The organism is Pseudomonas sp. P1_F1_2, from assembly GCF_056405815.1.
On the sequence record NZ_JBFUBK010000126.1, the window covers coordinates 1 to 16517 of the forward strand.

General features: G+C 57.8%; 13 protein-coding genes. 9 read left to right on the forward strand and 4 right to left on the reverse strand.

Going from position 1 to position 16517, the window contains the following annotated elements; genetic code table 11:
• The coding region (locus AC1D2P_RS26805) for a hypothetical protein (protein WP_477811680.1) at window positions 1-233 on the reverse strand (233 nt) is incomplete at its 3' end.
• Between AC1D2P_RS26805 and AC1D2P_RS26810 the strand changes: the two genes are divergently transcribed.
• The 5 genes from AC1D2P_RS26810 to AC1D2P_RS26830 all read left to right on the forward strand — a co-directional run bounded on the left by AC1D2P_RS26810 (window position 154) and on the right by AC1D2P_RS26830 (window position 7302).
• On the forward strand, window positions 154-576 hold the full coding sequence (locus tag AC1D2P_RS26810; protein ID WP_477758272.1) for an AprI/Inh family metalloprotease inhibitor: 423 nt from the start codon (window positions 154-156) through the stop codon (window positions 574-576). The genes AC1D2P_RS26805 and AC1D2P_RS26810 overlap by 80 nt on opposite strands.
• A 212-nt stretch (window positions 577-788) precedes the next feature.
• Window positions 789-2564, forward strand: coding sequence for a type I secretion system permease/ATPase (locus AC1D2P_RS26815; protein WP_223525553.1), 1776 nt, complete (start codon window positions 789-791; stop codon window positions 2562-2564).
• The gene (locus tag AC1D2P_RS26820) at window positions 2561-3910 is read left to right on the forward strand and encodes an HlyD family type I secretion periplasmic adaptor subunit (RefSeq protein ID WP_046033163.1); all 1350 of its coding nucleotides are present in this window, start codon (window positions 2561-2563) and stop codon (window positions 3908-3910) included. The genes AC1D2P_RS26815 and AC1D2P_RS26820 overlap by 4 nt, the downstream gene beginning before the upstream one ends.
• A gap of 2 nt (window positions 3911-3912) precedes the next feature.
• Window positions 3913-5277 carry a TolC family outer membrane protein gene (locus tag AC1D2P_RS26825; RefSeq protein ID WP_477758273.1) on the forward strand — a complete coding sequence of 455 codons (1365 nt, stop codon included), beginning with the start codon at window positions 3913-3915 and terminating at the stop codon, window positions 5275-5277.
• 171 nt (window positions 5278-5448) lie between these two features.
• The gene (locus AC1D2P_RS26830) at window positions 5449-7302 is read left to right on the forward strand and encodes a polyurethane esterase (RefSeq protein WP_477758274.1); all 1854 of its coding nucleotides are present in this window, start codon (window positions 5449-5451) and stop codon (window positions 7300-7302) included.
• Window positions 7303-7338: 36 nt separating this feature from the next.
• On the opposite strand, the gene AC1D2P_RS26835 is transcribed toward AC1D2P_RS26830, so the two are convergent.
• Complete coding sequence (locus AC1D2P_RS26835; RefSeq protein WP_046033166.1) at window positions 7339-7563, reverse strand: YgdI/YgdR family lipoprotein; 225 nt, start codon at window positions 7561-7563, stop codon at window positions 7339-7341.
• Window positions 7564-7733: 170 nt separating this feature from the next.
• Here AC1D2P_RS26835 and AC1D2P_RS26840 point away from each other — a divergent pair, with 170 nt between their 5' ends.
• The 3 genes from AC1D2P_RS26840 to AC1D2P_RS26850 all read left to right on the forward strand — a co-directional run bounded on the left by AC1D2P_RS26840 (window position 7734) and on the right by AC1D2P_RS26850 (window position 12705).
• Window positions 7734-9401, forward strand: a complete 1668-nt coding sequence (locus AC1D2P_RS26840) for a VRR-NUC domain-containing protein (RefSeq protein WP_477758275.1) — start codon at window positions 7734-7736, stop codon at window positions 9399-9401.
• Entirely contained in the window at window positions 9398-11677 is a 2280-nt protein-coding gene (locus AC1D2P_RS26845) for an ATP-dependent DNA helicase (RefSeq protein ID WP_477758276.1), read from the forward strand. Before AC1D2P_RS26840 ends, AC1D2P_RS26845 begins: the two co-directional genes overlap by 4 nt.
• 128 nt (window positions 11678-11805) lie before the next feature.
• Complete coding sequence (locus AC1D2P_RS26850; RefSeq protein ID WP_477758277.1) at window positions 11806-12705, forward strand: zeta toxin family protein; 900 nt, start codon at window positions 11806-11808, stop codon at window positions 12703-12705.
• On the opposite strand, the gene AC1D2P_RS26855 is transcribed toward AC1D2P_RS26850, so the two are convergent.
• Window positions 12686-13438, reverse strand: coding sequence for a DJ-1/PfpI family protein (locus tag AC1D2P_RS26855; RefSeq protein WP_046033193.1), 753 nt, complete (start codon window positions 13436-13438; stop codon window positions 12686-12688). The genes AC1D2P_RS26850 and AC1D2P_RS26855 overlap by 20 nt on opposite strands.
• Window positions 13439-13585: 147 nt before the next feature.
• Between AC1D2P_RS26855 and AC1D2P_RS26860 the strand changes: the two genes are divergently transcribed.
• On the forward strand, window positions 13586-15508 hold the full coding sequence (locus AC1D2P_RS26860; protein ID WP_046033168.1) for a hybrid sensor histidine kinase/response regulator: 1923 nt from the start codon (window positions 13586-13588) through the stop codon (window positions 15506-15508).
• Between the two features lie 67 nt (window positions 15509-15575).
• Here the strand turns inward: AC1D2P_RS26860 and AC1D2P_RS26865 are convergent, their stop codons facing one another.
• Complete coding sequence (locus AC1D2P_RS26865) at window positions 15576-16052, reverse strand: hemerythrin domain-containing protein (protein ID WP_223525559.1); 477 nt, start codon at window positions 16050-16052, stop codon at window positions 15576-15578.
• Window positions 16053-16517: the final 465 nt, after the last annotated feature.

Sequence of the window (16517 nt, forward strand, 5' to 3'; positions counted from 1 at the left end):
TCTCCGGGCATGGTGTGGCTGATTTCCTGGTCAGCACCGTAGGCCAGGCGGCGTTCTCGGACATCGTGGCTTGATTCAGGGCTAAAAAGGAGCGCGGCGCTTGATGGGCCGCGCTCTGTCCTTGCCTCGAAGCACGCGGGAGTGAATCGTCGGATGTCCACTAACGCCTTGATCTGCACAATGACCGCGTGGCTATTGGCGACGCTGGTGATGTTTCCTGGAGATACAACCATGGCCAGCAGCCTGAAATTAGCGGACCCCTCTGAACTCGACGGACAATGGCAAGCCACCTTGATCGCCACACAAGGTTCGTCCGAGTCGTTGGCAATGCAGGACAAACCATCGAATGTTTGCCTTGTTGACCTTCAATCCACCCAGACGCTGGGCGAGGGTGCCGAGTGCCTCGGTGCCTGGCTGACAGAACCAGCAACCGGCTGGTTCCCCGAGCCAGACGGTATCGCGATTACCGGCAAAGAAGGCTCAAGAATTTTCTTTTTCAGCCGACAGCATGATGGGTTTTATCAAGGTAATTTGAAGTCAGGTCTGATCATCACGCTCAAGCGCCCCACGGATTAAGCAAATAAAGTGACAGGCCGGTGCAAATTTAAATATAAACCCCGGCATTGAAGTTATAAGTGACAGATCAATACGCTGACTCATTGTCGAGTATGGAAAACGGGTTGTTAATTTGTAAGCGTTAACTGACAAAGAATGTCTGGAACTGCGAACAAACAGTTAATTGAAACCTCGCCAAAACAGGGCGATGAATATCATCTCAGGAAAAATCAATGAAGATGGCTAAGGCCCCAGCCACCCCACCGTTGTTCAAGGCGTTGGGCGACTATAAAAGCATCTTGATCAGCGTCGGTTGTTTTACCGCATTGATCAATGTGCTGATGCTGGTCCCGTCCATCTATATGCTGCAAGTCTATGACCGAGTGTTGTCTTCGCAAAACGAAACGACCTTGGCCATGTTGTCGCTGATGGTCGTCGGTTTCTTTGCGTTCATCGGGCTGTTGGAGATCATTCGCAGCTTTATCGTGATCCGCATTGGCAGCCAACTGGAGCGACGTTTCAACCTGCGGGTTTATCAGGCTGCGTTCGAGCGCAACCTGTTTAAAGGCGAGGGCAATGCCGGGCAGTCCTTGGGGGACCTGACGCACATTCGTCAGTTTGTCACCGGTCCTGCGCTGTTTGCCTTCTTCGACGCACCCTGGTTTCCGGTCTATCTGTTCGTGATCTACCTGTTCAATATCTGGCTCGGTGTGTTCGCGACTGTAGGCGCGCTGGTACTGATTGGCCTTGCCTGCCTCAACGAAATGATGACCAAGAAGCCATTGGGTGAGGCTGCCGGTTTTTCCCAGAAATCCAGCCAATTGGCGACGAGTCACCTGCACAACGCTGAAACCATCCAGGCGATGGGCATGCTCGGCGTGTTGCGCAAACGCTGGTTCCAGGTGCATTCGCGCTTTCTCAGCTTGCAGAACCAGGCCAGCGACATCGGTGCCGTCATCAGTTCCCTGAGCAAGACCTTGCGCCTGTGTCTGCAATCTCTGGTTCTGGGCCTTGGCGCCTTGCTGGTCATCAAAGGCGACATGACGGCCGGGATGATGATTGCCGGTTCGATTCTGATGGGCCGCGTCCTGAGCCCCATCGATCAGTTGATTGCCGTATGGAAACAGTGGAGCGGTGCCAAGCTCGCCTACCGCCGTCTTGATGCATTGCTGCAAGCCTTCCCACCGACGGACGAGGCGATGACGCTGCCCGCGCCAAAAGGGCAGATCACTTTCGAGCAGGTCAGCGCTGGCCCACCTGGGCAACGTGCGGCAACGCTGCACATGGTCAACTTCAACCTGGGTGCCGGGGAGGTGATGGGCGTGCTCGGCGCCTCCGGCTCAGGCAAATCGACATTGGCCCGAGTGCTCGTCGGCGTCTGGCCAACCCTTGGCGGCACGGTTCGACTGGACGGCGCGGACATTCATCGCTGGAACCGCGATGACCTGGGCCCCTATATCGGTTATTTGCCGCAAGACATCGAATTGTTCAGCGGCAGCATTGCTGAAAACATCGCCCGGTTTCGTGAAACCGATCCACAAAAGGTCGTCGAAGCTGCACAGCAGGCGGGGGTCCATGAACTGATCCTGCGCATGCCGCAGGGCTACGACACGGTGCTGGGTGAAGACGGCGGCGGCTTGTCCGGTGGCCAGAAACAACGTGTGGCACTGGCCCGTGCGTTGTACGGCAAGCCGAGCCTGGTGGTGTTGGACGAGCCTAATTCCAACCTCGATACCGTGGGCGAAGCCGCGCTGGCCGGCGCCATTGCGCAAATGAAAGCTCAGGGCACCAGTGTGATTCTGGTCACTCACCGTTCTTCGGCATTGGCCCAGGCTGACAAATTGCTGGTGCTCAATGAGGGGCGATTGCAGGCATTTGGGCCAAGCCAGGACGTGCTCAAGGCCCTCTCCGGTGCTCAGGATCAACAACGTGAGAAAGCGCCGCAAGCAGCGGGCGGGCTCAGCATGAGCCGGCAGTATCAGCCCACGACAAGGAATTCGGGTGTATGAGCAGCGCACGCATGAACACCGAAAGCGAAGCGACGATGGAACACGATTACCTCACTGAACGTCCCGAGCGTGATGCGCGTTTTTTTGCCCGCATGGGCTGGATGCTGGCCATCGTCGGTGCCGGCAGTTTCTTCACTTGGGCCAGCCTCGCCCCACTTGATCAGGGCATTGCAGTGCAGGGCACCGTTGTGGTGTCTGGCAAGCGCAAAGCCGTGCAATCGATGAGTCCCGGTGTGGTCAGCCGGATTCTGGTGCGCGAGGGGCAAGTGGTGAAGCTGGGCCAGCCGCTGTTCCAGCTCGACCAGACCCAGGTCGCGGCCGATGTCGATTCGTTGCAGGCGCAATACCGCATGGCCTGGGCCAGCGTTGCGCGCTGGGAAAGTGAACGGGACAACCTCAAGCAAGTGAACTTCCCGGCGGAACTGATCAAGGATGCCGATCCTCGATTGGCATTGGTGCTCGAAGGTCAGCGGCAATTGTTCAGCAGCCGCCGCGAAGCCTATTTCCGCGAGCAGGGCGGGTTGCGCGCCAACATGGAAGGCGCCAGCGCGCAGTTGGCCGGCATGCGCCGTGCCCGCACCGACCTGACGGCCCAGGCCAACTCGTTGCAACAACAACTGAGCAACCTTCAGCCCTTGGCGGACAACGGCTACATCCCGCGTAACCGTCTACTGGAATACCAGCGTCAGCTGTCGCAGGTGCAGCAACAATTGGCCGAAAACACCGGCGAAAGCGGTCGCGTGGAGCAGGGCATCCTCGAAGCGAAACTCAAGCTGCAACAGCACATCGAGGAGTATCAGAAAGAAGTCCGCACCCAACTGGCCGACGCGCAACTCAAGAGTGTGACCCTCAAGGAGCAACTGACCTCTGCCGGGTTCAACCTGCAACACAGCGAGATCATCGCGACCGCCGATGGCATCGCGGTCAACCTCGGGGTGCATACCGAGGGCGCCGTGGTGCGCCAGGGTGAAATCTTGCTGGAAATCGTGCCGCAGGGCACCCGCCTGGAAGTGGAAGGGCACTTGCCGATCAACCTGATCGACAAGGTTGGCACCCATTTGCCGGTGGACATTCTCTTCACCGCCTTCAACCAAAGCCGCACGCCACGGGTACCCGGCGAGGTCAGCCTGGTTTCCGCCGACCAAATGGTCGACGAGAAAACCGGCGCGCCGTACTACGTGTTGCGCAGCAGCGTCAGCGACCAGGCCATGGAAAAACTCAACGGGCTGGTGATCAAGCCGGGCATGCCGGCGGAAATGTTCGTGCGGACCGGTGAACGTTCACTCCTCAACTATCTGTTCAAACCGCTGCTCGACCGGGCAGGTTCCGCGTTGACCGAGGAATAAGGATGTTCGGCTGTATGAATAAGCTTTCCCTGCTCGCGGCAACCCTGGTGTTGCTGACGTGCAACAGTGTGATGGCCATGGGGCCGTTCGCTATCTACGAACAAGCGTTGCGCAATGACCCGGTGTTCCTTGGCGCGATCAAGGAACGCGATGCGGGCCTTGAAAACCGCCTTATTGGCCGTGCTGGCCTGCTGCCAAAGCTGGCTTACAACTACAACAAGGGACGCAACACCTCCAAGGTCACCTACCTTGATGAGCGTCGGCAAAATCAGACCGATGACCGCAATTACAGCAGTTACGGCTCGACCTTGACCCTGCAACAACCCTTGCTCGATTACGAAGCTTACGCGGCGTATCGCAAAGGCGTGGCGCAGTCGTTGTTTGCCGATGAGGCCTTTCGCGGCAAGAGCCAGGAGCTGTTGGTGCGGGTGTTGGAGAACTACACCAAGGCACTGTTTGCCCAGGATCAGATCGACATTGCGCAGGCGCGGAAAAAGGCCTACGAGCAGCAGTTCCAGCAGAACGAGCAGATGTTCCGCCAGGGCGAGGGCACGCGCACCGATACGCTTGAGTCGGAGTCCCGTTACGAACTGGCGACCGCTGAAGAAATCGAGGCACGCAACGAGCAGGATGCGTCCTTGCGTGAGCTGGGTGCGCTGATTGGCGTCCCGACGATCGACATCGCCGACCTGGCGCCGCTGGACCAGCACTTCCAGACCTTCATCCTGCAACCGGCCAACTACGACACCTGGCACGAAATGGCGGTGGCCAATAACCCGAGCCTGGCCTCCCAGCGTCAGGCCGTGGAAGTGGCGCGTTATGAAGTGGAACGCAACCGCGCGGGCCACCTGCCCAAAGTCAGTGCCTATGCCTCGGCGCGCCAGAACGAATCGGAAAGCGGCAACACTTATAACCAGCGTTACGACACCAACACCATCGGCATCGAAGTCAACGTGCCGCTGTATACCGGTGGCGGGGTATCGGCGTCCACCCGCCAGGCCAGTCGCAACATGGAACAGGCCGAGTACGAACTGGATGGCAAGACCCGGGAAACCATGATCCAGCTGCGCCGACAGTTCAGCGCCTGCCTGTCGGGCGTCAACAAGCTGCGCGCCTATCAAAAAGCCCTGGTGTCTGCCGAAGCGCTGGTGGTGTCGACCAAGCAAAGCATCCTGGGTGGCGAGCGCGTCAACCTGGATGCGCTGAACGCAGAACAACAACTCTTTACCACTCGCCGGGATTTGGCTCAGACACGCTATGACTACTTGATGGCCTGGACCAAGTTGCATTACTACGCGGGGACCTTGAGCGAACAGGATCTGGCCAAGGTAGACGAGGCGTTCGGCCAAGGTCCGACAACCCAATGAGTTGAACCTGTAGCCGCTGGCGTAGCCTGCGTCGGGCTCGAAAACCTGTCGGTGCCAGGCATCACGTTTGCGTAAAGGCTGCATGCACTAAAGGCTCCGGGGCGCTTCGTGATCGAGGCGTCCTGGTTGTGAGCCATCTCTGACAATTCCAACAAAAGAGAGGCAATACCAATGGGTGTGTACGACTACAAAAACTTCAACACGGCAGACTCCAAGGCGTTGTTCACCGACGCCATGGCCATCACGTTGTATTCCTATCACAACCTCGACAACGGCTTTGCCACCGGCTATCAGCACAACGGTTTCGGCCTGGGTTTGCCCGCGACATTGGTCACCGCGTTGCTGGGCGGCACCGATTCACAGGGCGTCATCCCCGGCATTCCCTGGAACCCGGATTCGGAAAAAGCCGCACTGGACGCGGTGCAAAAAGCCGGCTGGACACCGATCACCGCCACGCAGTTGGGCTATGACGGCAAGGTTGACGCTCGCGGAACGTTCTTCGGCGAAAAGGCCGGTTACACCAGTGCGCAAGTCGAGATCCTCGGCAAGTACGATACTCAGGGACACTTGACCGAAATCGGCATCGCCTTTCGCGGCACCAGCGGCCCACGAGAAACCCTGATCAGCGATTCCATTGGTGACGTGATCAACGATCTGCTGGCGGCGTTGGGCCCCAAGGATTATGCAAAAAACTACGTCGGCGAAGCCTTCGGCAACCTGCTCGGCGACGTGGCGGCGTTCGCCCAGGCCAATGGCCTGTCGGGTAAAAACATCGTGGTCAGCGGCCATAGCCTCGGCGGCTTGGCGGTCAACAGCCTGGCGGACTTGAGCACGGATAAGTGGGGCGGGTTTTTCTCGGACTCCAACTACATCGCCTACGCGTCGCCGACTCAAAGTGGCACCGACAAAGTACTCAACGTCGGCTATGAAAACGATCCTGTGTTCCGGGCCCTCGACGGTTCAACGTTCAACCTGTCGTCGGTGGGTGTGCACGATGCCGCCAAGGAGTCGGCGACCGACAACATCGTCAGCTTCAACGATCACTACGCGTCGACAGCGTGGAATGTGCTGCCGTATTCCATTCTCAACATCCCGACCTGGATCTCGCATTTGCCCACCGCTTACGGCGACGGCATGAACCGGGTGATTGAATCGAAGTTCTACGACCTCACCAGCAAAGACTCGACGATCATCGTCGCCAACCTGTCGGACCCGGCGCGCGCCAATACCTGGGTTCAGGACCTCAACCGCATTGCCGAAACCCACAAGGGCAGCACGTTCATCATCGGCAGCGACGCCAACGACCTGATTCAGGGCGGGCAAGGCACCGACTACCTGGAGGGCCGCGACGGTAACGACACCTTCCGCGATGGTGGCGGCTACAACATCCTGTTGGGCGGCAAGGGCAATAATGTGCTGGAGTTGCAGGCGTCGTCGAAGACCGTCGAGTTTGCCAATGACGGCGCTGGCACCTTATACCTTCGCGATGCCAATGGCGGCATCAGCATTACCCGCGACATCGGCAGCATTGTCAGCAAGGAACCGGGATTCCTGTGGGGGCTGTTCAAGGACGATGTGACCCACAGCGTGACGGCCAACGGGCTAGTGACCGGCAACAACGTGACCGCATACGCCTCATCGGTGAAGGGTGGCGTCGGGGCCGATATGCTCAAGGCGCAGGCCACGGGCGATTGGTTGTTTGGCCTGGACGGTAACGATCAACTGATCGGAGGCAAAGGCAACGATGTCTTTGTTGGCGGGGCGGGGAATGACCTGATGGAGTCGGGAGGCGGGGTCGATACGTTCCTGTTCAGTGGCGCCTTTGGCCAGGACCGGGTCGTGGGCTATCAGGCAAACGACAAACTGGTGTTTCTCGGGGTTCAGGGCGTGGCGCCCACCGATGATTTTCGGGCACATGCCACCACCGTCGGGCATGACACGGTGCTGACATTGGGTGGGGATTCGGTGACGTTGGTAGGGGTTGGACTGGACAGTTTGTCCGGTTCGGGGATTGTGATTGCCTGACAGTGTTGGGGGCCGGTAAGGCCCCCTTCGCGGTCCTCAGTCTTCCGGGCGCACCGTGGCCACATCCTTGGAGTTGACCTTGATTTTGGTGCCGGAAATATCTTCAAATTCGTAGAATCCGTCCTTGGTCTTGGTTTTCGGCATGTCCTTGGTCAAATACTGAGTGCCGTTTTGCAGGGTCACGACCGTCGGTGTCGAGCAGCCGGCCAGGGCTAACAAGGCTGCTGCGGCCAGCGGTAGACCCAGGGTTTTGATGTTCATGTTCACCTCATGCAATGCTGAAAAAACCTCTATGTCGGTTGGTGCCATCGATTGGCAGAAAGTTCGATGCCAGCCCGAAAATGACTGAATAACGCTGCCGCTTATCCTTTTCCGTTTGCACCGTACCGCGGGGAACTGTTATCTGTACGCATAACCAGTACTCGCTTGCCATGGCGCTTTTCCCTGTGACTGCAACCCCCCTCGACGATCCGTTCTATTACCTCAACAACTTCATGCAAGTGCTTGACTGGCTTGAACATCGTTATGCCGATGTATTAAGTGTAGAAGAACACGCCTTCATCCGTGATTTCGCCCGGCTGCCTCGGGAGTCGCGGGCGCTGCTGGTCAGAATGGTGATGCGCAAGGGCGTGCATTTTCGGGCCGGTAAACTCAGTTACGTCGAGATCGGTGACATCGCCAGTGCTGTCGCACCGTTGTTGGCGGCGGGCTGGATTGATGAGACGACGCCCTTGCACATCGAGGAATTATTCGAGGTGCTGCTCAAGGGCGAAATTCTTCAATGCTTCGGCGCGCTGATCGATCAACCGAAGGGCAAAAAGGCCGATTGGCTCGCACAGTTGAGTGAACAGTTTCCCGAGGCACAACGCTTTGCCCAATGGTGTCCGGCACTGCATGACCGGCTGTTTACCTTGACCATCATGGACCTGTGCGACCGGTTTCGGCTGATGTTCTTTGGCAACCTGTATCAGGACTGGTCGGAGTTCGTGCTGGCCGATCTGGGCATTTTCACCTATGAAAAAGTCGAGTTCAGCCTCGAATCCAGGGGCCTGCACAGTCGCCAGGATGTGGACGCCTGTGTATTCCTGCATCAATGCCAGCAGCATTTCGAGGCGGGCGAACCGGTGGCGTCCATCGTCGAGCGGATCAACGGCCTGACACTTGGTAATCCCTGGCTGCAGCGACGTCGCGACAAGTTGTTGTTTCAGATAGGTCAGCATTGCGAGCGCATCGCCGATTTCGCCGGTGCGCTGACGATTTACCGCGACTGTGCCTTTCCCGGCGCTCGCGTGCGGTTGATTCGCGTGCTGGAGCGTTGTGGTGACTATCAACTCGCCCTGGACCTGGCGACGCTTGCCGAGCAATCGCCGCAAAGCGCCTCCGAGCATCAGCATTTACTACGAGTGTTGCCCAGGCTGCGGCGCAAACTGGGCGGTCCGGCGCTCAAACGGTCAGCCCCCCGGCCAATGGAACGCCTGGACCTGCAACTGCCAAGAACCGATCTGGCGTTATCGGTGGAAGGTTACGTTCAGGCCCACCTCGCCGAAGAACTGGCGCCGGTGCATTACGTCGAGAACAGCCTGATCAACTCACTGTTCGGATTGTTGTGCTGGCCGGCCATTTTCGCGCCAGTGCCGGGGGCGTTCTTTCACCCGTTCCAGCGTGGGCCGGCTGACCTGCTGCATGAAGACTTTTCAGCGCGCCGGGCCGAGTTGTTCGACGCCTGCCTGGCTGAGCTCGATGACGGCCGTTACCGGCAGACGATTCGTGAGCGGTTTGCCGCCAAGTGGGGCGTTCAGTCGCCCTTTGTATTTTGGGGAGTGCTGAGCGAAACGTTGCTGGACCAGGCACTCGATTGCCTGCCGGCGGAACACCTCAAGCACTGGTTCAACCGACTGTTGCTGGATATCAAGGCCAACCGCGCCGGCATGCCGGACTTGATTCAGTTCTGGCCCCAGCACAAGACCTACCGCATGATCGAAGTCAAAGGCCCCGGCGACCGGCTGCAAGACAACCAACTGCGCTGGCTGGAGTTCTGTCACGAGCATCAAATGCCCATTGCCGTCTGCTACGTGCAATGGGCGGAGCCGGGCGCTTGAGCTACAGCATCGCGGTACGGGCATTGTGCGAATTTACCGCCAAGGTCGGCGACCTCGACCTGCGTTTCACCCCGTCGCCGACGGCGCTGGAAGGCATCGTCGGGCACCGTACCGTCGCGTCCCGGCGCAGTGACGGTTATCAAAGCGAAGTCGCCCTTGAAGGCGTGCACAAAACCCTGAAGGTAAAGGGCAGGGCGGATGGCTATGACCTTGGGCAAAACTGCCTGGAAGAAGTCAAAACCTATCGCGGTGACTTGAGCAAACAACCGCCCAATCACCGGCAACTGCATTGGGCGCAGGCGAAGATCTACGGCTGGTTGATGTGTCAAAAACTGGAGCTGACACAGATCAACCTGGCGCTGGTGTATTTCGACATCGTCAGCGAAAAGGAAACCTGCCTGGTCGAGGCGTTCAGCGCAGCACACCTGCAGCAGTTCTTCGAGCATCACTGCGAGCTGTTCCTGCAGTGGGCCGAGCAGGAAATGGCCCATCGCGAGGCGCGCAATCAAGCGGCGCAGCAATTGGCTTTTCCCCATGCCGGGTTTCGTCCTGGGCAACGGCATTTGGCTGAATCGGTGTTCAAGGCCGTCAGTACCGGTCGCTGTCTGATGGCGCAGGCGCCGACAGGCATCGGCAAAACCGTGGGCACACTGTTTCCGATGCTCAAGGCCCTGGCGCCGCAGCAACTGGACAAAGTGTTCTTCCTCACCGCCAAAACGCCGGGGCGAAAGCTTGCGCTGGACGCTGCCCAGGTCATTCAACAAAGCGCCGATGCGCTGCCACTGCGTGTGCTGGAAATGATCGCCCGGGACAAAGCCTGCGAGCATCCGGACAAGGCCTGTCATGGYGAATCCTGTCCGTTGGCGCGGGGTTTCTACGATCGTTTGCCTGCCGCTCGTCAAGCTGCCAGCCACCTGAGCCTGTTGAATCAGGCTGCATTGCGCCAAGTCGCCCTGGATCATGAGGTTTGCCCGTATTACCTGAGCCAGGAAATGGCCCGCTGGGCAGACGTGGTGGTCGCTGACTACAACTATTACTTCGATTTCAGTGCACTGTTGTTCGGGCTCGCCCAAGCCAATAACTGGACCGTCGCGGTGCTGGTCGACGAAGCCCACAACCTGGTGGAGCGCGGCCGGCAGATGTACAGCGCCAGCCTTGATCAATCGACCCTGCGTGACATACGCAAAACCGCGCCCGAAGCATTGAAAAAGGCTTTGCAGCGGGTCAATCGGGAGTGGAATGCCCTGCATAACCAGCAACTCGGTGCCTATCAGGCGTACGACAAAGCACCGGAAAAGCTGCTTCAGGCCTTGTTTTCGTGCAGCGCGAGTATCGGTGACTACTTGAACGATCACCCGCAGGGACTGGACAGCGCCCTGCAAAATTTCTACTTCGAGATGCTGCAATTTTGCCGGGTGGCCGAATGCTTCGATGAACAGTTCCTGTTCGACATCAGCAAGCGCGACCTCGACCGCCAGCGGCCATTGTCCCAGCTATGCCTGCGCAACGTAGTGCCGGCCGGCTTCATCCGCCCGCGCCTGACCGCTGCGCGCAGTACGGTCTTGTTCTCTGCAACCCTCAGTCCAAAGCACTATTACGCCGACCTTCTGGGCACGCCTGAAAATACGGTGTGGATTGATGTCGAGTCGCCGTTTCAGGCGGATCAGTTGCAAGTGCACATCGTCAGCCAGATCTCGACACGTTTCGTCCACCGGCAGGCGTCGCTTGAGCCGATTGTCGAGCTGATCGCCCGGCAATTTGGCGAGCGTCCCGGGAACTATCTGGCGTTCTTCAGCAGCTTCGATTATCTGCAGCAAGTGGCGCAGTTACTGGCCGAGCGTCATCCGCACATCACACGGTGGTCGCAGTCCCGGGGAATGGGGGAGGCACAGCGTCAGGACTTTCTCGACCAGTTCACCACGCACAGCCAAGGGGTTGGCTTTGCGGTRTTGGGCGGTGCGTTTGGTGAAGGCATCGATTTGCCTGGCGCACGCTTGATCGGCGCCTTCATCGCCACGCTGGGCCTTGCGCAACTCAATCCGGTCAATGAACAGCTGAAACACCGCATGGCCGCCCTGTTTGGTGCCGGGTATGACTACACCTACCTGTTCCCAGGCGTGCAGAAAGTGGTGCAAGCGGCAGGGCGAGTGATCCGTACCCAGCAGGACCAAGGGATCGTCATGTTGATTGACGACCGGTTTGGCGAGAGCAAGGTTAAACAGCTATTGCCACGCTGGTGGGCGTTTGAACCGACGAATCTTCGCGCTTTCGAGTAGGACTTTTTACGTTATAGAACAGCGACATATCTTGAAAGACACGCCGATTTGAACAAACGCCCGATCACCGCTTTATTCAAAGGGCAGGCAATCACTTTCAAGCGAATCTTTGATAAGGAAATCAAGGTATGTCAGTTGCACCGAATTACGCTTACACCCCGGCGCAGGTCACGGTTGCATTCAATGAAATCAAGACCTCGTTGTTCAGCGGGATCATCGCCCAGGCCACCCCAAAGGTATTGATTGTTGCGGGGCTACAAGGCTCTGGCAAAACCTATCTACTGGAAAACCACCTCTTACCCACCCAGCGCTACGAGCAATTCGTTCGTCTTTACGTGCCCGAATACCGACAAAAACACCCCCAGTATGCCGAGATGATCAAGCTCGGCGTCCTGCATGCCTATGAGCACACGGAAGCCTTCGTTCGAGAACTCAGTACCAAGATCTTCACCGAAGCCTTCACCCTCAAATACAACATCATTGTGGAGTGTGCCTTCGACAGCATCGATTTCGCCGCATTTCCTCCGCTGGCAACCGCTGCCGGTTACCAGTTCGAGACGCACATCGTAGGTTGCAATCAAGCGTTCGCCCACCTGTCCAGTATCAAGAGAGCACTCAAGAGCCTGGAAAACAGGGAGCTCGAACGGTTTGTCACGGTGTCGGCGCTGGAAGCCGGCATGAGTAACGCACAAGCAATCATCCTGGCCTTCGAGACCGCCTCGAAAGCAGTCAGCGGCTCACAGATCACGGTGTATGAACGTGGGCTGGGCGGGTTGAAAGAGCGGGTTTCGCGTTTCCAGAAAATCTATTCCAACGCCGCCACCGATGTCGTTTCTCCTACGGCCCCAACCGCTTACAGCACCTATGGCAACATCATCAACAACCACATCTACACCAAGAGGGAACGTGACGAGATGGTTAAGGAATGCCACCTGGCACTGCTCAAAACCCAGGCACACGCAGCGCAAGTGCCTGACTTTGTCTACAACGACCTGCAGGCTTACATCGTCAAATACGTGTACCGATAAGTCGTAGCCATTCGGCGGCGAAGCGATGACAGTCTCCCGGCCAGCGAGCGGTCAGTAGCTGGCCATCGCGCACGACGAAGCCTCGTTGTGGCTGGTCTGCTGAATCACGTACGGCGAGAAAGGGGCCCCGCAGGAAATCTGCGGGGCTGGAAAGGGCGGCGGTGACTTCCGCCTCGACAGTCTGCGGGTAGGTTCGGTAATAACGCCCAAGCCAGGCAGCGGTCATTACCCAGGCCGGCAATTCCATGGTGTTGGCCACCAGTGCAGTGACCTTGCGCCCTTGTAACACTGAAAGCCCGGTGTCGGGATCAACCGTGCGGGCGAGCAGCAAAACACCGTGACACACCGCGGCCACCGGTTTGTCGGCCTTGAAAAAGTGCAGGGCAATTTGTTGTGCCTGAGTGGATTCCAGCACGCTGCGCATGCCCTTGGCATGGCCGCCAGGAATCAGCAGGCCCTCGAACTGGCTTGGGTCGACATCGGCGTAGGACAGCGGTTTACGAAAGGCCGTGTCTTCGATCATCTGCCTGTAGCTGTCAAGATCAGGCTCGCGCGTCATCAATAAAGGGTTCAGCGGGCCAAAACCGATATCCACCAACCGCGAATCGGCGTAGGCAGGCAATCCTGAGGGCGTGGCAAAGCACACATCGATCCCGGCTCTGTGCATCGCTTGCCAAGGCACGCTGCTCTCGGTCGGGTCGTAGTCAGAAGTCGGCAACAGAATCAGGATCATGGGGGCGCCTTTTGTCAGCCAGAAATGGCCATTGGCATCGAGCATAGGGGGGCTGGTGCCAGTACTCCACCGAACATGCACCTTGCGGCTTTCCAAACCCATGGTTTACCGCATACTCCATAAAAATGTTAATCCCGGGTGTAGTCGATGAGTGAGAAGTCGTCCAAAGTAAACTCCATCGAGGAAATGCGCTTTCGCCTGTTGATTGATGCAGTGGTGGACTATGCGATCTACATGATCGATCCGGATGGCATCATCACCAGCTGGAACTCTGGCGCCCGGCGATTCAAGGGTTATGAGGAAGCGGAGATTCTCGGCCAGCATTTTTCAAGGTTCTATACCGAAGAAGATCGACGTGCCGGTTTGCCCCAGCGGGCGCTGGACACGGCAAATCGGGAAGGGCGATTCGAAGGCGAAGGCTGGCGGGTGCGCAAGGACGGCACGCACTTCTGGTCGCACGTAGTCATCGACCCGATTGTCGACCCGAGCGGCAAATTGCTGGGGTATGCCAAGATCACCCGGGACCTGACCGACCGGAAAATCGCCGAGGAAACCCTCAAGCAAAGCGAGCAACAGTTTCGGTTGCTGGTTCAAAGCGTCACCGACTACGCCATTTACATGCTCGACCCCGAGGGACGCCTGACTAACTGGAACCCTGGCGCCCAGCGCATCAAGGGCTACCGGCCCGAAGAAGTGATCGGCCAGCACTTCTCGATGTTCTATACCCCTGAAGACCGCGCAGCCGGTGAGCCGCAGCGGGCCCTGGCGATTGCCACACAGGAGGGGCGATTCGAGAACAAGGCCTGGCGGGTGCGCAAGGACGGCACGCGGTTTCTGGCCCATGTGGTGGTCGATCCGATATGGGGCGAGACCGGCAGGTTGCTTGGTTTCGCCAAGATCACCCGTGATATCACCGAAGCCACCCAGGCACAGCAAGCCCTGGAGCAGACCCGCGAAGCGCTGTTCCAGGCGCAGAAGATGCAGGCCATCGGCCAATTGAGCGGCGGGATCGCCCACGATTTCAACAATTTGTTGACGGTCATCCTCGGCAATCTCGAAATCGTCCGCAAACGGGTAGGGGACGACCCGAAATTGACTCGTTTGGTCGACAACGCCCGGCAGGGTGCCTTGCGCGGTGTGACCCTGACTCAGCGCATGCTGGCCTTTGCCAGACGTCAGGAACTCAAGTCCGAATCCGTGGGAATACCCGCGTTGGTGGAAGGCATCAGTGGGTTGTTACGCAGTTCTCTGGGGCCTTCCGTAGCGCTCGACATGCAGTTTTCAACAGAACTCAAACCGGTCATGGCGGACGTCAACCAGCTCGAACTGGCGGTTTTGAACCTGGTCACCAATGCCCGGGACGCCATGCCCGACGGCGGTAAAATCATCATCTCGGCCAAGTCCTCCGAGCTTTGCGACCAAGCCGCGTTATCGCTTGATAACGGTCCGTATGTCTGCTTGAGCGTGACCGATACCGGCGAAGGCATGGACGCTGACACCCTGGCTTCAGCGATGGATCCGTTTTTCACCACTAAAGGCGTCGGTAAAGGTACGGGCCTGGGGCTGTCGATGGTGCATGGCTTTATCGAACAACTGGGCGGGCGGTTCATTCTCAGGAGTCACAAGAACATCGGCACCACTGCCGAATTATGGATTCCTGTTGCTACGACCACGTCAGTAATCAAGGCCGCCATCGAAGAAGAACAATCAGAACCGGTGGCCCGGTTGTGTGTTTTGGTAGTCGACGACGACAGCCTTGTGTTGACCAGTACCGGCCTGCTGCTGGAAGACCTGGGTCACCGGGTGATCAGTGCGGCCTCAGGTGCTCAGGCGCTCGAATTGTTCGACAGTGAGCAGAACATCGACCTGGTGATTACCGACATGGCCATGCCTCATATGAATGGCGCGCAACTGTCACAGGCCATTCGGCTGAAGAAGCCGGAAATGCCGATTGTCCTCGCTACCGGATACGCCGAGCGTCTGGAGGGTTTTGCGGTCGAACTGCCACGCTTGTCCAAACCCTTCACTCAACTCAATCTGGTGGAAGTCATTGCCCAGGCCATGAAGTGATTGCCGCCCTGCAAAATCCCCGGCGTTTGGGCAAACGCCGGGCTTTCCTGATGTTGGTATCTCAAGATCAAGCGGCGAGGTTACCGTCGCCCAGTTCTTTTTTGTATTGCGCCTTCAGCGTTTCCATCTGAGCGCCTAACTCTTCCAGGGTCGCTTTCCCCAGCAGCTTTTTCGCTTGAGGGAACATCTCCGTTTCTTCCTCTTCGATGTGGTGTTCCAGCAGCTCCTTGACCACTTTGACTCGACCTGCAAACTCGGGAGTGGAAGGATCGGTCATTTTCAGGTCCGGTAGCACCAATGAGTCCACGGTGCGGTGTTCTTCCTTGGCTTCGTAATACATCACGTCCTGCTCCTTGCCTCCGGCCTTTTTATAAGCCGGGTACAGGACTTCTTCCTCAAGCCGGGTATGAATGCTGATTTCCATTTCCAGTTTGGCCAACAACTCTGCGCGTTTTTTAATACCGCGTTCGGTGGACTCACTTAATTGGCTCAGGATGCCTTTTACACGTTCATGGTCAGCTTTCAACAGATCAATGGCGTTCATGGTCAGTCTCTCAAATCAACGTGGGGGTAGCGAACGGACTCATTGGCCGACAGTCGCTTGAGGTGATGGAGCATAAGGCGTGCCGCCATTCAGCCTGATCAAGATTCCATAAAAATCAATCACATAAACGCCGGTGTGGTTCGCTGCGGTCGTGCAGGCTGCATGAGTCCAGGATTTGGCCCATGCAGTTCGCAGTGCAATACGACCAAGCGCTGCAACGTGTCTACGTCTTACCGTTTCAAACATGAATTTGGAGTCAAAAAAAACCCGGCAATTGCCGGGTTTTTTTTCGACGCTCAGGCCCGCTCTTCAAGCTGTTCGCGCAACTGATGAGACTGATTGGCCGACCTCGGAATGGGCGGAAAATCTTCGTTGAGCAGGCGCAGATGCTCAATCGCTTCCTGAAACTTCACATCAGCTTTTCGACGCAGGGCTTGATAGCGATCAAACTGCTCTGCGTCCAGA